12 protein-coding genes are annotated in these 15,277 nt (G+C 61.4%); 11 read left to right on the plus strand and 1 reads right to left on the minus strand.

Features of this window, described 5'->3' with window-relative positions; all coding sequences use genetic code 11:
- The first annotated feature begins 103 nt into the window (after nt 1–103).
- The 6 genes from nirD to ndk all read left to right on the plus strand — a co-directional run bounded on the left by nirD (nt 104) and on the right by ndk (nt 7,124).
- The gene (gene nirD, locus VVR12_RS02090) at nt 104–433 is read left to right on the plus strand and encodes a nitrite reductase small subunit NirD (RefSeq protein ID WP_368549454.1); all 330 of its coding nucleotides are present in this window, start codon (nt 104–106) and stop codon (nt 431–433) included.
- A 137-nt stretch (nt 434–570) separates the two neighbouring features.
- Nucleotides 571–1,020: a bifunctional precorrin-2 dehydrogenase/sirohydrochlorin ferrochelatase gene (locus tag VVR12_RS02095; RefSeq protein WP_368549455.1), complete on the plus strand. Its 450-nt coding sequence runs from the start codon at nt 571–573 to the stop codon at nt 1,018–1,020.
- 455 nt (nt 1,021–1,475) lie between these two features.
- Entirely contained in the window at nt 1,476–4,775 is a 3,300-nt protein-coding gene (gene ileS / locus VVR12_RS02100) for an isoleucine--tRNA ligase (protein WP_368549456.1), read from the plus strand.
- 7 nt (nt 4,776–4,782) lie between these two features.
- Nucleotides 4,783–6,204: a folylpolyglutamate synthase/dihydrofolate synthase family protein gene (locus tag VVR12_RS02105; protein WP_368549457.1), complete on the plus strand. Its 1,422-nt coding sequence runs from the start codon at nt 4,783–4,785 to the stop codon at nt 6,202–6,204.
- Between the two features lie 12 nt (nt 6,205–6,216).
- On the plus strand, nt 6,217–6,663 hold the full coding sequence (locus VVR12_RS02110) for a DUF4233 domain-containing protein (RefSeq protein ID WP_368549458.1): 447 nt from the start codon (nt 6,217–6,219) through the stop codon (nt 6,661–6,663).
- 44 nt (nt 6,664–6,707) lie between these two features.
- On the plus strand, nt 6,708–7,124 hold the full coding sequence (ndk, locus tag VVR12_RS02115; RefSeq protein ID WP_368549459.1) for a nucleoside-diphosphate kinase: 417 nt from the start codon (nt 6,708–6,710) through the stop codon (nt 7,122–7,124).
- A 75-nt stretch (nt 7,125–7,199) separates the two neighbouring features.
- Here the strand turns inward: ndk and VVR12_RS02120 are convergent, their stop codons facing one another.
- Nucleotides 7,200–7,835: a vitamin K epoxide reductase family protein gene (locus VVR12_RS02120; protein ID WP_368549460.1), complete on the minus strand. Its 636-nt coding sequence runs from the start codon at nt 7,833–7,835 to the stop codon at nt 7,200–7,202.
- Nucleotides 7,836–8,235: 400 nt separating this feature from the next.
- Here VVR12_RS02120 and VVR12_RS02125 point away from each other — a divergent pair, with 400 nt between their 5' ends.
- The 5 genes from VVR12_RS02125 (at nt 8,236) to proB (ending at nt 15,206) form a co-directional block, all read left to right on the plus strand.
- A complete protein-coding gene (locus VVR12_RS02125) occupies nt 8,236–11,388 on the plus strand; it encodes an Rne/Rng family ribonuclease (RefSeq protein WP_368549461.1) in 3,153 nt (1,050 codons plus the stop codon).
- A 289-nt stretch (nt 11,389–11,677) separates the two neighbouring features.
- Complete coding sequence (gene rplU, locus VVR12_RS02130; RefSeq protein WP_368549462.1) at nt 11,678–11,989, plus strand: 50S ribosomal protein L21; 312 nt, start codon at nt 11,678–11,680, stop codon at nt 11,987–11,989.
- 50 nt (nt 11,990–12,039) lie between these two features.
- Nucleotides 12,040–12,297 carry a 50S ribosomal protein L27 gene (rpmA, locus tag VVR12_RS02135; RefSeq protein WP_083091175.1) on the plus strand — a complete coding sequence of 86 codons (258 nt, stop codon included), beginning with the start codon at nt 12,040–12,042 and terminating at the stop codon, nt 12,295–12,297.
- A gap of 141 nt (nt 12,298–12,438) precedes the next feature.
- Complete coding sequence (gene obgE, locus VVR12_RS02140) at nt 12,439–14,019, plus strand: GTPase ObgE (protein ID WP_368549463.1); 1,581 nt, start codon at nt 12,439–12,441, stop codon at nt 14,017–14,019.
- Nucleotides 14,020–14,027: 8 nt separating this feature from the next.
- Nucleotides 14,028–15,206 (plus strand): glutamate 5-kinase, encoded by a 1,179-nt coding sequence (proB, locus tag VVR12_RS02145; protein WP_368549464.1) that lies wholly within the window; start codon nt 14,028–14,030, stop codon nt 15,204–15,206.
- Nucleotides 15,207–15,277 lie beyond the last annotated feature (71 nt).

Below are 15,277 nucleotides of genomic sequence, written 5' to 3' on the forward strand. Positions count from 1 at the left end.
TAGAATTTATTGGAATCAGTGATGCTAATATATCATTTAAAGCGGGGAATGACACATAATCAATATCCCGCAACCGGTTATCAACTGCGAATAGGTTTTAGGTATGGCTAACCCTAACTGGCACGAAATTTGCGAGCTCAGCGACCTCGAGGTGGACTGGGGTGAAGTGGCACTCGTCGACGGCGAGCAGTACGCGATCTTCAAGACCCCCGGTGACCGCGTTTTCGCTACCGATCACCGCGATCCTAACAGTGGATCCCTCGTGATTGCCCGCGGAATCGTGGGCTCGAAGGCGGGTACGCCCACCATCGCCTCCCCGCTCTACAAAGAGGTCTACAACCTCGAAACCGGCGAACAGCTCAACGGTTCCGACTACAAGCTACCCACCTATCCGGTAAAGGTTGAAGACGGAAAAATCTATCTCGGTCTGTAAAGGTCAAAATAACCCGCACTAAACCTCATGCAGGAAAACAGTGCGGGTTATTCATATTTTACTGATAATAAGAGAATTTTTTTGTGACTTAATAAAAAATAATATTTCGTCAACCTGCCCACACCCCGAGGAACACGATGATCCCCTTCATGCTCGACGTCACCGACAAGCCCGTCGTCATCGTCGGCGGGGGAGAAGTGGCCACCCGCCGCGTCCACAAACTCCTGGACGCCGGAGCCCAGGTTACCGTCATCGCCCCCGAGCTCAGCGCCCAACTCGAAGCGTGGGAAGCCGCCGGTGAGATCACTGCCCATCGCCGCGGCGTCCGCAAAGAAGACCTGGTTCCCGCCTGGCTCGTCATGGAACACACCGGCTCCGCCGCCGTTCAAAAGATGGTCGAAGCAACCTGCCTCCAACACCGCATCTGGTGCCTCCTGGGCGGCAACCCGGCAGACTCCACCTTCTGGAACATGGCCACCGCCCACCACGGCGATCTCACCGTAGCTGTGAGCGCACACGGCAACCCCCGGCGAGCCAAACAGGCCGCAGAAACCCTCATCAAACACGCCCGTCAGCAAGATCTCTAAACAGACTATCTAGGGCAATCCCCACACCGGCCACACAACATATAGGGGTCAATCGCCCGCCCCGCCGAACCGCGCGCCGAGCAACCCCGGTCAACGGATTACCCCTGATAGACATGACCACCTCGACCCCCTAAACTAGAACCTAGTTGCAACGACCCGGCCATCACCGGCGAGCAATCCGGAAGAACGGACCGTACCTGCAAAACCTCACATAATCGTTGCGACGAGAGGTGGCGCGGACTAGATACAGTCTCAGTAGAACCGGACGGGTAAGCCCGTCACAGCAGTCATGAAGCGACTGATACCGCTCGACTGTGCCTCTCCTCGAAACCCCCATTCGGGATTTCGGGGAGTAGGCACGGGTTAGCGAGATCAGTAAGCAAGGTGGTACCGCGCCTTCAACAAGCGTCCTTGCGAGTCCTTAGCAAAACACGGATCGACATTAGGGCGCCGCTATGAATCATCCCGTTTACCCCAAGGCCAGCGCAGCTGAAGCGCGCGAAGTCGCCGCCAGCCCCCGCTTCCCCGCACTGGAAGAAGCCGTACTGAAGTACTGGAAAGACGACAACACCTTCCAGGCCTCCATCGATAATCGCTCCGCAGGAGACAACGGCTCCAACGAATTCGTCTTCTACGACGGCCCTCCCTTCGCTAACGGCCTGCCGCACTACGGCCACCTGCTCACCGGCTACGTCAAAGACCTCGTAGCCCGCTACCAGACCCAGCGCGGCCACAAAGTCGAGCGTCGCTTCGGCTGGGACACCCACGGCCTGCCCGCCGAACTCGAAGCGATGAAGCAGCTCGGCATGACCGACAAGCAAGAAATCATCGAGATGGGCATCGACAACTTCAATGATGCCGCCCGCACCTCGGTGCTCAAATACACCAAAGAGTGGGAAGAATACGTCACCCGCCAGGCGCGCTGGGTCGATTTCGAAAACGATTACAAGACCCTCAACGTCGAATACATGGAATCGGTCATCTGGGCCTTCAAGCAGCTCCACGAGAAGGGACTGACCTACCAGGGATTCCGCGTGCTGCCGTACTGCTGGAAAGACGAAACCCCGCTGTCTAACCACGAGCTGCGCATGGACGACGATGTCTACAAAGACCGCCAGGATCCCTCGGTCACCGTCGCTTTCAAGATCACCTCAGACACCTCGCTGGCTAAGAGCCCCGAGGTCGTCAAGCAGCTCGCCGGGGTAGAGGCCCTCGCGTGGACCACCACCCCCTGGACGCTACCCACCAACGAGGCGCTCGCCGTCGGCCCCGAGGTCTCCTACGTTGTCGTGGACGCCGCCGGTGACTTCGCCGGTCGCCGCTTCTTGATTGCCGCCGACCTGCTCGGCTCCTACGCCAAGGCCCTCGGATTCGAGGACGCCGCCGCGGCACAGGACGCCGTGACCGCCACCTTCACCGGCAAGCAACTCGAAGGTGTGCGCTACGCGCCGCTGTGGGACTACTTCACCGACACCGAGAAGTTCGGCACCGAGAAGGCCTGGCAGATTCTGGTGGCCGACTACGTGACCACCACCGACGGTACCGGCCTGGTGCACCAGGCACCCGCCTACGGTGAAGACGACCAGAAGGTCTGCGAATCCAACGGCATCCCCGTGGTGCTTTCCATCGACGAGGGCGCTAAGTTCCTCGACCTGTTCGCCGATTCGAGTCTGGCCGACGGCGCCCCGCTGGCCGAGATCGCCGGCGTCCAGATCTTCGACGCGAACCGCACCATCATCAACGTGCTCAAGGCCGACCAGACGCTGGTGCAGGAGAAGTCGTATGTGCACTCCTACCCGCACTGCTGGCGCTGCCGCAACCCGCTGGTCTACCGCGCGATCACCTCGTGGTACGTGAAGGTCACCGACTTCAAAGACCGCATGAGCGAGCTGAACCAGCAGATCAACTGGATCCCCGACAACGTCAAAGACGGCCAGTTCGGCAAGTGGGTGGCCAACGCCCGCGACTGGTCGATTTCGCGTAACCGCTTCTGGGGTTCGCCGATCCCGGTGTGGGTCTCCGACGACCCGAACTACCCGCGCACCGAGGTCTACGGTTCGCTGGCTGAGCTCGAAGAAGCCTTCGGCCGTCTGCCGCTGAACAAGGACGGCGAAGTCGACCTGCACCGCCCCTACATCGACGAGCTGACCCGCCCGAACCCCGACGACCCGACCGGTAAGTCCACCATGCGCCGCGTGGAAGACGTCTTCGACGTCTGGTTCGACTCCGGTTCGATGCCCTATGCGCAGGTGCACTACCCCTTCGAAAACAAGGAGTGGTTCGACACCCACAACCCGGCGGACTTCATCGTCGAATACATCGGTCAGACCCGTGGCTGGTTCTACACCCAGCACATCCTGGCCACCGCGCTCTTCGACCGCCCCGCCTTCACCAACGTTATCGCCCACGGCATCGTGCTCGGCGAAGACGGTCAGAAGATGTCGAAGTCGCTGCGCAACTACCCGGACGTCAACGAGGTGCTCGACCGCGACGGTTCCGATGCGATGCGTTGGTTCCTGATGTCTTCGCCGATTCTGCGCGGCGGTAACCTCTCGGTCACCGAACAGGGCATCCGCGAGGGCGTGCGCCAGGTGATGTTGCCGCTGTGGAACGTCTACCACTTCTTCGCGCTGTACACCAACGCCGCCAATAACGGTGCCGGGTACGACGCCCAGTTGCGGTACACCTCCGAGAATGTGATGGATCGCTTCATCCTCGGCAAGACCCGCGAGCTGGTCGAGAACACCACCGCGCACATGGACGAGTACGACGTCTGGGCCGCCACCGAAGACCTCCGCAAGTTCACCGACGCGCTGACCAACTGGTACGTGCGCCGCTCCCGCGAACGCTTCTTCGACGAAGACACCGAGGCCTTCGACGTGCTCTACACCGCCCTGCGCACCGCCGTTCAGGTGGCCGCCCCGTTGCTGCCGCTGATGAGCGAAGAAATCTTCCGCGGCCTGACCGGCGAGCGCTCGGTGCACCTGACCGACTGGCCCGAGGCCGAACAATTCACCGACGAGTCGGCACTCATCGAGTTGATGGAATCCACCCGTTCGATCTGCTCGGCATGTTCGGCGCTCCGTAAGGCTGAGAAGCTACGCGTGCGTCAGCCGTTGCAGTCGATGACCGTGGCCGCCGCCAACGGCAAAGACCTGGCGGGCGTGTTCGAACACATCATCGCCGAAGAGTTGAACATCAAACACATCGAGCTGCTGGACGCCGCCGAAGTGTCCCCGGCCGACTTCGGCATCTCGCAGCAGTTGAAGGTCAATGCCCGCGCCGCCGGCCCCCGCCTGGGTAAACAGGTGCAGGTTGCGATCAAGGCATCGAAGTCCGGCGACTGGACGGTCGATGAGGACGGCGTGGTGACCGTGGGCCTGAAGGCCGTGGACGGTGGGCTGCAGCTGGAGCCCTCCGAGTACGAGCTGCAGACCGTGGTCGCCGAGTCCGCCGACGACGCCGAACGCGCCGTCTCGGTACTTCCCGGCGGAGGGTTCCTGGTGCTCAATACCGCGCTGACCCCCGAGCTGGAGGCCGAGGGAATCGCCCGCGACACCGTCCGCGCCGTGCAGAACGCACGTAAGGAAGCGGGCTTGAACGTCTCCGACCGCATCAACCTGACCATCGCCGCCGACCGGGCAACCGTCGAGGCCGTCAAGGCAAACGAAGAGCTCGTGGCGGGGGAGACGCTGGCCTCCTCCGTAGCCTACGGCGAAGCTGATGAACTGACCATTTCGGTAGAGAAGGCATAATCACAAAATGAGCGAAAACCAGGATCACGCGTCCTCGTTTTCCGGCTCAGAACCCGAAAGCGGTGGCATTGCCGCCGCTTTCGGTGTCGAGTCGGTGTACCGAGACCTGTTAGACCGTGCCCCCGAGAACAAGATGGCACCCCGTTTGGGCGCCATGCAACGCGCCGTGGAAATCCTCGGCGAACCCCATAAGGCGGCTCCGGTCATCCATATCACCGGCACCAACGGTAAAACCTCCACCGCCCGCATGATCGAACGCCTGTTACTGGCTCATGATCTGCGGACCGGACGTTACACCAGCCCGCACCTGGCCAGCGTCACCGAGCGCATCTGCATCGACGGGGAGCCCGTGGCCGACGAAACGTTCGTGCGCATCTGGGAAGAGATCCAGCCGTACCTGCAGATCGTCGACGACGAGCTGACCGCCGCGGGCGAACCCCGAATCACCTACTTCGAAGCGTTGACCATCCTTGCCTTCGCGATCTTCGCCGACGAGCCGGTGGACGTCATGATCCTCGAGGTCGGCATCGGGGGAGTCTGGGACGCCACCAACGTCGCCGACGGCCAAGTGTCGGTGGTGACCCCCATCGGTCTGGACCACACCGATATGCTCGGCGAAACCCTGGCCGACATAGCCGGTGAAAAACAGGGCATCATCAAGGACGACGGCTTCTTGATCTCGGCCGTACAAGACCCCTCCGCGGCCCAGGTGTTGCTCGATTCGGCGAAGGCCCACAACGCGCAATTCCGTTTCGAAGGGGTGGAATTCGGCGTCATCAACCGCGCCCCCGGCGTGGGCGGGCAGGTCATCTCGGTGCGCGGACTAGCCGGCACCTACGAAGACATCCCGTTGCCGCTCTTCGGTGAACACCAGGCGCAAAACGCCGCGGTGGCCATCGCCGCGGTCGAAGCTTTCATCGGTGGCGGCACCACCGCGCTGAACGAGGACCTGCTGCGATCCGGGTGGGAGGAACTGACGTCCCCCGGCCGCTTGGAAATTGTCAAGTCGAACCCCACCGTACTGGTGGACGCCGCCCACAACCCGCACGGCATCAAGGCCAGCGCCGCGGCGTTCAAGGAATCCTTCGCCGTCGACCGGTTGAACATCGTGATCGGGGTGCTCGCCGAAAAAGACGCCCAGGGCATCTTCGAAGCCATCCGCACCGAATACCGTGACTCCACGGATTTCGAGGTGCGCCTGTTCATCACGGCCTCCGACTCGCCGCGCGCCATCGCACCGGAGGACCTCGAGAACTTTGCGCTCAACGCCGGATTCGACGAAGACGAAGTGCAGACCCACGAACACCTGCACGACGCGATCGCTGCCGCGGTCACCGATCTGGGCGCCGAGGAAGACTCGGCGGGCGCTGTACTTATCACTGGATCCATCACCGTCGTCGGTGCCGCACGCACCATGCTCGGACTCTAGGAGGCACCACCCATGGCACGCATGACACGCGCCCAACGCGAATGGCGACCGGGTATGAAGAAGAAACGCGGATCGATTAAACGAATGTTCGCCGCCACCGTGCTTTCCCTGGAGGCACTCGTGGCGTTCTTCGCGACCCTGGCCACCTTCGGGATGCACTACACCGACCCGACCTCGGTGAAGGTCTGGATCTGGGTGCTCGGCCTCGGCCTGGCAATCCTGCTCCTGCTGACCTCAGGGATGCTCAAGAAACCCTGGGCATACACCCTGGGCTGGGTGCTCCAGGCACTGCTGATCTTTTCCGGCTTCGCGCTCACCCCGATGTTCTTCATCGGCACCTGTTTCGCGTTGGCCTACTGGTACGCGGTGAGCACCGGCGCACGTCTGGATCGCGAAAACCTCCAACGCGAACGTGAACAGGAAGAATGGGAACGCCGCAATGCGGCAACCGAGAGCTAACCGGGGATACCATAAACCTGCACCCCACTATGAGGAGAGACACAATGACTGAACGCAGCCTCGTGCTCATCAAACCCGACGGTGTAGAGCGCAATCTCATCGGTGAGATCATCGCACGCATCGAACGCAAGGGATACAGCATCGCCGACCTGAAGATGCTCACCCCTAGCCAAGAACTGCTCGAAGAACACTACGCCGAGCACAAGGGCAAGGGCTTCTTCGACGCGCTCGTGGACTTCATGAAGTCCGGCCCCGTGGTCGCTGCAGTGGTAGAGGGCAACGACGTGATCATCGGACTGCGCACCATCATGGGCGCTTCCAACCCGACCACCGCCGCCGCCGGAACCATCCGCGGTGACCTCGGTCGAGACTGGGGAGCGGCGGTACAGCAGAACCTGGTACACGGTTCGGACTCCCCGGAATCGGCACAGCGCGAAATCGCGCTCTGGTTCGACAACTAACCTTGACTGGTTAGAAATATAAACGGCGCCCCGTGCATACACTGCACGGGGCGCCGTTCATATTCGACGTGAGCCTTAGCTGAACATTCCTACAATCATGTCGAAGAAGCGAATAAAGATGATGCCGAACATCAGCACCTCAATGAGCACCACGGTAAACCACGACCAGCCCGAGACGGTCTCGCGAACATGCTGCGGGGCAGGAATAACACCCGTGGCCACGTTATGAGCGGTCGTCCGAACCAAAAGGATCGACTGCATAATCCACACGATCATGCAGAAGATGCACAGTGCATTAATCACAAATGTGGTGTTAAACCAGAGCCAAACGATAAAACAGAAAGCTAGAAAATGACCAATGTTTAACGCGATCCAATACCAACGGTTCAATCGCGCACCGGCGAACAAAACGAAGGCAGTCGTCAAAACGATCGAATAACCGACCAGACCCAGATAAGGGTTCGGGAACCCAAAAGCTTCTGCATACGGGGTGCGCATTACGGTGCCGCAATTCAACAGCGCGTTGACGTCGCACACCGAGACGTGCGAAGCGTCCTTAAACAACTGCAGATGCTCCCACACCAACATCGCCGCCGAGGCAAACGCCAAAGCCCCCGTGATCAACGACAGCGTCGCGTACTTCCTATCCTGACGGGCGACAACGACATCGTCACGACGACGGCCCCGATCGTCCAGCACTGCTTCACTCACAGGTAGTCCTCTTCTCCAACTCGACAATTCAGCCCCCATATTACTTGCCCCGGTTCAATATTTCCTGAACGGGTATGAGACAATAAGGGCGGTTATATTTTGTCCGTACGCAAAACTATCGCCCGGCACAAGACTCCGACGTGCGAGTGCACCGCTGCACACCAGCGAAGACCGCACTGAATAAGAATCGGCAACAGAGGCCGACTCGGACCACGTACCGGCCTGACGAGAGCCCGCGAGCGATCAGTAAAGACGATCGCCCTCAGCCCGCGCTATCGCACGAGAACTTCGCGATACGCCCACCTCGACAGGTAACCGTAGGCTTTAGGGACGGCCGCGCGCCACCCTCCAACACAAGCGTGAGAACGCAGTACGGTGCCGGACCGCGCTGGAGAAACTGATGAACGAATCAGAACAGCCCGCACAGGCAGAACTAGCTCTGCCCACCGAAAACACCAACGAAAACGAACAGGCCCAAGAGGCCCAGCCGCAATCCACCGACCAGGCTGTACAGGCCGAAACCACCGAGCAAACCGGCACGACAGGACAGCCGGAGCAGTCGGAGAACCAGGAACAGGCCGCAGAACCTGCCACGGAGCAGCGGCCTGAACAGACCGACCAGGCGGTACCGGCCGACGAAGACTCGAACGGCAAAGACTCGGACGACGACGCCGAGAAGGCACCCGCCGAACGATCACAGCGTGAGATCCTCGCCGAAGAGCTGCAGAACATCACCGCCAAGGCGGCCGTCAACAGCCTGCTGTTCTTCTCGCCGAACCTCGACGAAATTTCCGAGAAGGTACGCGCCGAACGTGAGGCACAGCGGGAAGCCGAGGAGGCAGAACGCCGCGCTCGCCGCCTGGCTGAGCTGACCCACGATGAAGACGAAGTCACCAGCCGCCGCCGCCGTCGTCGTCGCCGCGGTGAAACCGATATCGAGATCGACGGTGGCGCCGAGGACGACCCCGAGAACACCGTGATCAAGGTGCGCACCCCGCGCATTTCCGACTCGCACACCTCCGATCGGGTGACCGGCGTGCGTGGTTCGACCCGCCTGGAAGCCAAGCGCATGCGTCGCCGCGAATCCCGCCAGGGCGGTCGCCGTTCGCGCGGTATCTCCGAGGCGGAGTTCCTGGCTCGTCGCGAGTCGGTCGACCGTCAAATGATCGTCCGCCAGAAAGACGACCGCGTGCAGATCGGCGTGCTCGAAGACGGTGTTCTCGCCGAGCACTTCGTGTCAAAGACCCAGCAGGATTCCCTGATTGGCAACGTCTACCTGGGTAAGGTGCAGAACGTGTTGCCGTCGATGGAGGCCGCCTTCGTCGATATCGGCCGCGGCCGCAACGCCGTGCTCTACGCCGGTGAGGTCAACTGGGATGTCTCTGGTCTGGACGGCGCCCCGCGCAAGATCGAGAACGCGCTGAAATCTGGCGACTCGGTACTGGTGCAGGTCACCAAGGATCCGGTGGGCCACAAGGGTGCGCGTCTCACCAGCCAGGTCTCGTTGCCCGGCCGCTTCTTGGTCTATGTTCCCGGCGGTTCGATGACCGGTATCTCGCGTAAGTTGCCCGATACCGAGCGCGCCCGCTTGAAGAAGATCCTCAAAGACAAGCTGCCCGAGGGTGCCGGCGTGATCGTGCGTACCGCAGCCGAAGGTGCCTCCGAAGACGAGCTGACCCACGACATCAACCGTCTGCGCGCTCAGTGGGAAGAGATCCAGTCGTTGGCCGAGGCTCCCAAGACCCTCGCTCCCGAGATGCTCTACCAGGAGCCTGACCTCACCATCAAGACCGTGCGCGACGTCTTCAACGAAGACTTCTCGTCGATGATCGTTCAGGACGACGCCGCGTGGGACTCGATCGAGGCCTACGTGACATACATGGCCCCCGACCTCGTCGATCGCCTGCAGAAATGGGAGTCGGAAGAAGACCTCTTCGAGCACTACCGCATCGAAGAGCAGCTTCAGAAGGCTCTCGACCGCAAGGTGTACCTGCCCTCCGGTGGTTCGCTCGTCATCGACCGCACCGAGGCGATGACCGTGGTAGACGTCAACACCGGAAAGTTCACCGGCTCCGGCGGCAACCTCGAAGAAACCGTCACCAAGAACAACCTCGAGGCTGCCGAAGAGATCGTACGCCAGCTGCGTCTGCGCGACATTGGCGGCATCATCGTGATCGACTTTATCGATATGGTGCTCGAGTCGAACCGCGACCTCGTGCTCCGCCGCCTGATCGAGTGCCTGGGTCGCGACCGCACCAAGCACCAGGTGGCAGAGGTGACCTCGCTCGGTCTCGTGCAGATGACTCGTAAGCGTATGGGCACCGGCCTGCTCGAGGTCTTCTCCGAGCTCTGTGAAAGCTGCGCCGGACGCGGCGTGGTGGTTCATGACCAGCCGCTCAAGGGCCGAGCCGGTGGTTCCAGTGACTTCTTCTCTCGCCACGACCGTGAAGATCGCCGTAAGGCGCGCAAGCAACAGCGCAACCGCGACGTCATCCGTCACGACGAGCAGGGTGACGAAGAAGAGCAGCACCGCAACGAATCGCGCCGCACCGCGTTCGCCAACATCGCGGCGGCGTCGACTCATGACGAAGAAGATTCGAATCAGGAGTCGAAGAACGCCCGTAAGCGGAAGCGCCGTAAGAAGAACCGCCGCGAAAACAACGGTGGAGACAACTTCGTACAGGAAAATGCGCAGCAACAGAACGATTCCGCTCAGGAACGTTCCGAGCGGGTAGTGACCATCGGCGGCGAACCTATCGAGGTGCCCGAGCCTACCCGCGATGCGGAGGAAACCTCGGAGTCTTCGATGGGCGAACAGGGATCGTTCACCCTGGAGTCCCTGGAGGAGGTCTTCGACAAGAAGTCGGAGAAGAAGTCCCGAACCCGTTCGAAGAAGCGCGAGCAGGTGCGGGGCGAAGACCTGACCGAGAATTCGGACGCCTCGGCCGGTGAAGATACCGTGCTGGACTCCCGATTCACCCAGAACTCTGCTCGCCTGGAGGCAATTCGTGCCGGTGAGGCGCGCGCTCGTGCCTCGCAGAAGGCCGGCCGTGACCTCTCCTCCCGCGAGGATGAGGGCAATGCCTCCGGTGAGTCGAAGCGGGACGCACGTTCCGGCACCCGTGAGGAACGCGGCTCGCGCGACCGCCGCCGATCCGAAGGAAACACCTCCCAGCGGCGTCCTCGCCGGGCAAGCTCCGCACAGCAGGTAGCCGGCCACAGCAACGGCGCTGAAAAGCCTCAGGTCTCCGGCGTGGCGCAACCGGGTAGCGTCATGGGGGAGCAGGAGGAGAAGGTCACCGAAACCATCCTCGCCAACTCCGCCGAGCAGCCTGCCACGACCAAGGCGCCGGCGCGCAAGCGGAAGTCCCGCCGCGCGGTGAGCACCGGTGTTGAAGGTAGCGTGAAGTCCGAGACGATCTCCTCGAGTGAGGCTGCCGCCACCGTGGTGGCTTCCACCGCTCAGGCCGCTAAGCCCGCTGAGGATTCCGGTTCGGCCGTGATGCTCGGTGTCGGCGTCTCTGCCAGCGAGATCAAGCGAGCCGGCCAATAAGGTCTGCAAAATCACAGCCCGTTCGGCCGTATTCCGCGGTCGAGCGGGCTGTTTTTACTTGCCAGTCAATTGAGGCTGTCGTAGTATTGAATGCTGGTGCTGTCTTCACAAGCAAACGTTAGCGTGAGGTCAGTGGAATCAGAGGTCCTTTTCGACCTTGTGATTCAGCCAAGATGAGAGTGCTTGATTCAGCTCAGCCCGAGTCCTTATTGGGCGGTACACGTTATTGGTACGAATACCTGCACCTCATACACTGTTAAAAAAGACGTCAAGAGAAGTGAGTTCCCAAGTGGCATACGCAATTGTTCGCGCTGGCGGCCGCCAGGAAAAGGTTTCCGTCGGAGACCTCGTTACCCTTGACCGCGTCGCCGGAGATCAGGGAAGCACCATTGAGCTTCCCGTTCTGTTGCTGGTTGATGGGGACAAGGTCACCGCTGATGCGCAGTCCCTGGCTTCGGTCAAGGTTACTGCAGAGAAGATTGAAGACCTGCGCGGTCCCAAGATCGTTATCCAGAAGTACAAGAACAAGACTGGTTACAAGAAGCGCCAGGGCTTCCGCGCCGAGCTGTCTACCGTCAAGATCACTGCGATCGACGCGTAAGTTCGGTAAAATCCGGTTCAATCAATCTTTTATCTCTAAGGTAGGCACAGATGGCACATAAGAAGGGCGCAAGCTCCACCCGTAACGGCCGTGACTCAAACCCCCAGTACCTCGGTGTTAAGCGCTACGGCGGTCAGACCGTCAACGCAGGCGAGATCCTCGTCCGCCAGCGCGGCACCCACTTCCACCCCGGCAACAACGTTGGCCGCGGTGGAGACGACACCCTGTTCGCTCTGGCAGCAGGCAAGGTTGAGTTCGGCACCCGCAAGGGCCGCAAGGTCGTCAACATCCTGGCTGCAGCTGAGTAATCTCGGCTGATCAGTTTCAGCGAAGAGGGCAAGCACCACGCGTGCTTGCCCTCTTTCCATATTCATCGTTCGCTCACCGCCCCAGGCGGTGGTTGTGACACAATTAAAAAAGTTTTCTACCCCTGTTCGAAGGAGTCTTTCGTGGCGGAATTTGTTGACCGCGTCGTCCTGCACGTATCTGGCGGCCACGGCGGCAACGGCTGTGTATCCGTGCGCCGAGAGAAGTTCAAGCCCCTGGGCGGCCCGAACGGGGGCAACGGGGGTAACGGCGGCGACGTCATCTTGCGCGTCGACGGTCAGTCCACCACCTTGTTGGAGTACCACCACAGTCCGCACCAGCACGCCCCCAACGGCGATATTGGCCGCGGCGACATGAGCCACGGTTCCCACGGCGAATCGCTCGTACTCTCGGTACCGCAGGGTACGGTCGTCAAAGACAAGTCCGGTGAAGTGCTGGCTGACCTGGTGAACCCCGGTGATGAATATGTGGCCGCCCGCGGAGGCCAGGGTGGCTTGGGCAACGCGGCCTTGGCATCGACCAAGCGCAAAGCACCGGGCTTCGCGCTACTAGGTATTCCCGGTGAGTCCCGGGATATCGTCGTCGAGCTGAAATCCATTGCGGACGTTGCCCTGGTGGGTTACCCCTCGGCCGGCAAGTCCTCGCTGATCGCGGCGATCTCCGCGGCGCGTCCTAAGATCGCCGAGTATCCGTTCACCACCTTGGTACCGAACCTGGGCGTGGTCCAGGCCGGTGATACCCGCTTCACGGTGGCAGACGTACCCGGTCTCATCGAAGGTGCCTCGGCGGGTAAGGGCCTGGGCCATCAGTTCTTGCGCCACGTAGAGAGATCCAGCGCGATCGTGCACGTGATCGACTGCGCCACCCTCGAACCGGGTCGCGATCCTGTTTCTGACTTTGAGGTAATCCGCGGAGAACTGGCCAACTATGAGGTCGACCCGACCGCCGGCGTGACCGTTCCGCTCAACGAACGCCCGCAACTGGTGGTGCTGAATAAGATCGACGTGCACGAAGCCCGCGAACTGGCGGACTTCGTGCGTGAAGATTTCGAGAAAATGGGCTTCAAGGTCTTCGAAATCTCGACCGCATCGCATGAAGGCCTACGCCAGTTGACCTTTGCCATGGCTGAGATCGTCGAGGCCGACCGAGCTCGCCGGGAAGAGGCCGAAACCGAAGAGGCGGCAGAGCCTGCGGTCATCCGTCCGCGTGGGTTCCGCGCCAAGAAGCAGAGCGAATTCGTGATCCGCCGCGAGGAGCGCAACCTCGAACCTCTCTTCCGCGTGATCGGTGAGAAGCCCGAGAAGTGGATCATGCAGACCGACTTCAACAATGATGAGGCCGTGGGGTACCTGGCCGACCGCTTCGCCAAGCTGGGCATCGAGGACGAACTTTTCAAGGCCGGTGCCCGTGCCGGTGATGCGGTGGTCATCGGTGAGGCAACAGACGCCGTCATCTTCGATTGGGAGCCGACCATGGTCGGCGGAGCCGAGCTGTTGTCTTCCCCGCGCGGCACCGATTCACGACTGGAAGAAATCATCCGCCCGACCCGTTCGGAGCGCCGTGCCGAATACCACGAGCGCATGGACGCCAAGGCCGCGGCACGCGCCGAACTCGAGGCAGAGCGCCTGGCCGGTGTGTGGACCGAATCGGTGGATACCAAACGCGCTGAACGCGAGAAAAAGCGCAAGTCGAAGGAGCAATAGGGCCGGTCATGGTGGTCGCGCACTCACCCCAGAACGAGCGGCAGACGCAACAGCGCAGCTCGGTGCACAGCCGCGAGCAATTACCACAGGCTACCCGTGTGGTGGTCAAGGTGGGTTCTTCGTCGCTGACCTCGATTGAGAATTCAGTCGATGAGTTGGCGCTGGCAACGATCATTGACGTGCTGGCCAAACTGAAGCGCAGCAATCCGCGCATTGAGTTGCTGTTTGTCTCGTCCGGGGCCATCGCCGCTGGGCTGGCCCCGTTGGGGTTGACCCGCCGGCCGCACGACCTGGCAACGCAGCAAGCGGCGGCCTCGGTGGGGCAGTCCTTGCTGATGGCACGCTACACCGAGACCTTCTCCCGGTACGGGGTAACGGTCTCGCAGGTGTTGCTCACCGCCGAAGATCTGATGGCCAAAGATCGCTACCGCAACGTGCACCGTCAGCTGAACCGTCTGCTGGAACTGGGCGTTATGCCGATCATCAACGAAAATGACGCGGTGGCCACCGCAGAAATCAAGTTCGGTGACAACGATCGAATCGCGGCTCTTGTCGCTCACGCGGTGCGGGCCGACGCCCTGGTGTTGCTCTCCGATGTGGACGCCCTCTACACCCGTCACCCCGACGACGGTGGAGAACGCGTCGTCGAGGTGACCGGCGCTCACGACCTCACGGAGCTGAAGATCGGGTCTATAGGACGCGCCGGGGTCGGTTCCGGTGGCATGGTCACCAAGGTCCGCGCGGCGCAGATCGCCGCGTCCTCCGGGATACCCACGCTCATCACCAGCGCCGCCCGCGCCCGTGAGGCGCTGTCGGGCGGGGACGTCGGCACCTGGTTCCACGCCACCGGTTCGCGACGTCCCGTGCAGACGCTATGGCTGGAGCACCTTGCCGACATTGTGGCCACTCTCAAGGTGGACGCCGGTGCGGCCGCCGCCGTGGCCCGCCGCAATTCGCTCTTGGCCGCAGGGGTTGTCAGGATTTCGGGCACCTTCGAGAGTGGTGACGCCGTTCGCATCGTAGATCCTACGGGGGCCGACATCGCCCACGGGCTCATCGCATATCACAGCACCGAGGTGGAACAGATGCTGGGCAAGCACAGTGATCAGATTGTTCGAGAGCTGGGTGATACCTACGACGGGACTCTGATTCATGCCGATAACATCGCGTTGCTCAAGACCCTGTGATTCCCTAGTGATCTGGCAGGGGAGTATCAGCAGGCGGAAACTCCTATGTGAAGCGGCTCATATTCGGTAGG

It is taken from the genome of Rothia sp. LK2588 (assembly GCF_040946465.1).
Lineage (GTDB): Bacteria > Actinomycetota > Actinomycetes > Actinomycetales > Micrococcaceae > Rothia.

What these genes read in the sequence shown, in the direction of transcription:
- VVR12_RS02110 (WP_368549458.1), top strand. Translation starts at nt 6,217, where the DNA reads ATGGCACGCATGACACGCGCCCAACGCGAATGGCGACCGGGTATGAAG.
- proB (WP_368549464.1), top strand. Translation starts at nt 14,028, where the DNA reads ATGGTGGTCGCGCACTCACCCCAGAACGAGCGGCAGACGCAACAGCGC.
- VVR12_RS02105 (WP_368549457.1), top strand. Translation starts at nt 4,783, where the DNA reads ATGAGCGAAAACCAGGATCACGCGTCCTCGTTTTCCGGCTCAGAACCC.
- nirD (WP_368549454.1), top strand. Translation starts at nt 104, where the DNA reads ATGGCTAACCCTAACTGGCACGAAATTTGCGAGCTCAGCGACCTCGAG.
- ileS (WP_368549456.1), top strand. Translation starts at nt 1,476, where the DNA reads ATGAATCATCCCGTTTACCCCAAGGCCAGCGCAGCTGAAGCGCGCGAA.
- VVR12_RS02095 (WP_368549455.1), top strand. Translation starts at nt 571, where the DNA reads ATGATCCCCTTCATGCTCGACGTCACCGACAAGCCCGTCGTCATCGTC.
- ndk (WP_368549459.1), top strand. Translation starts at nt 6,708, where the DNA reads ATGACTGAACGCAGCCTCGTGCTCATCAAACCCGACGGTGTAGAGCGC.
- VVR12_RS02125 (WP_368549461.1), top strand. Translation starts at nt 8,236, where the DNA reads ATGAACGAATCAGAACAGCCCGCACAGGCAGAACTAGCTCTGCCCACC.
- rpmA (WP_083091175.1), top strand. Translation starts at nt 12,040, where the DNA reads ATGGCACATAAGAAGGGCGCAAGCTCCACCCGTAACGGCCGTGACTCA.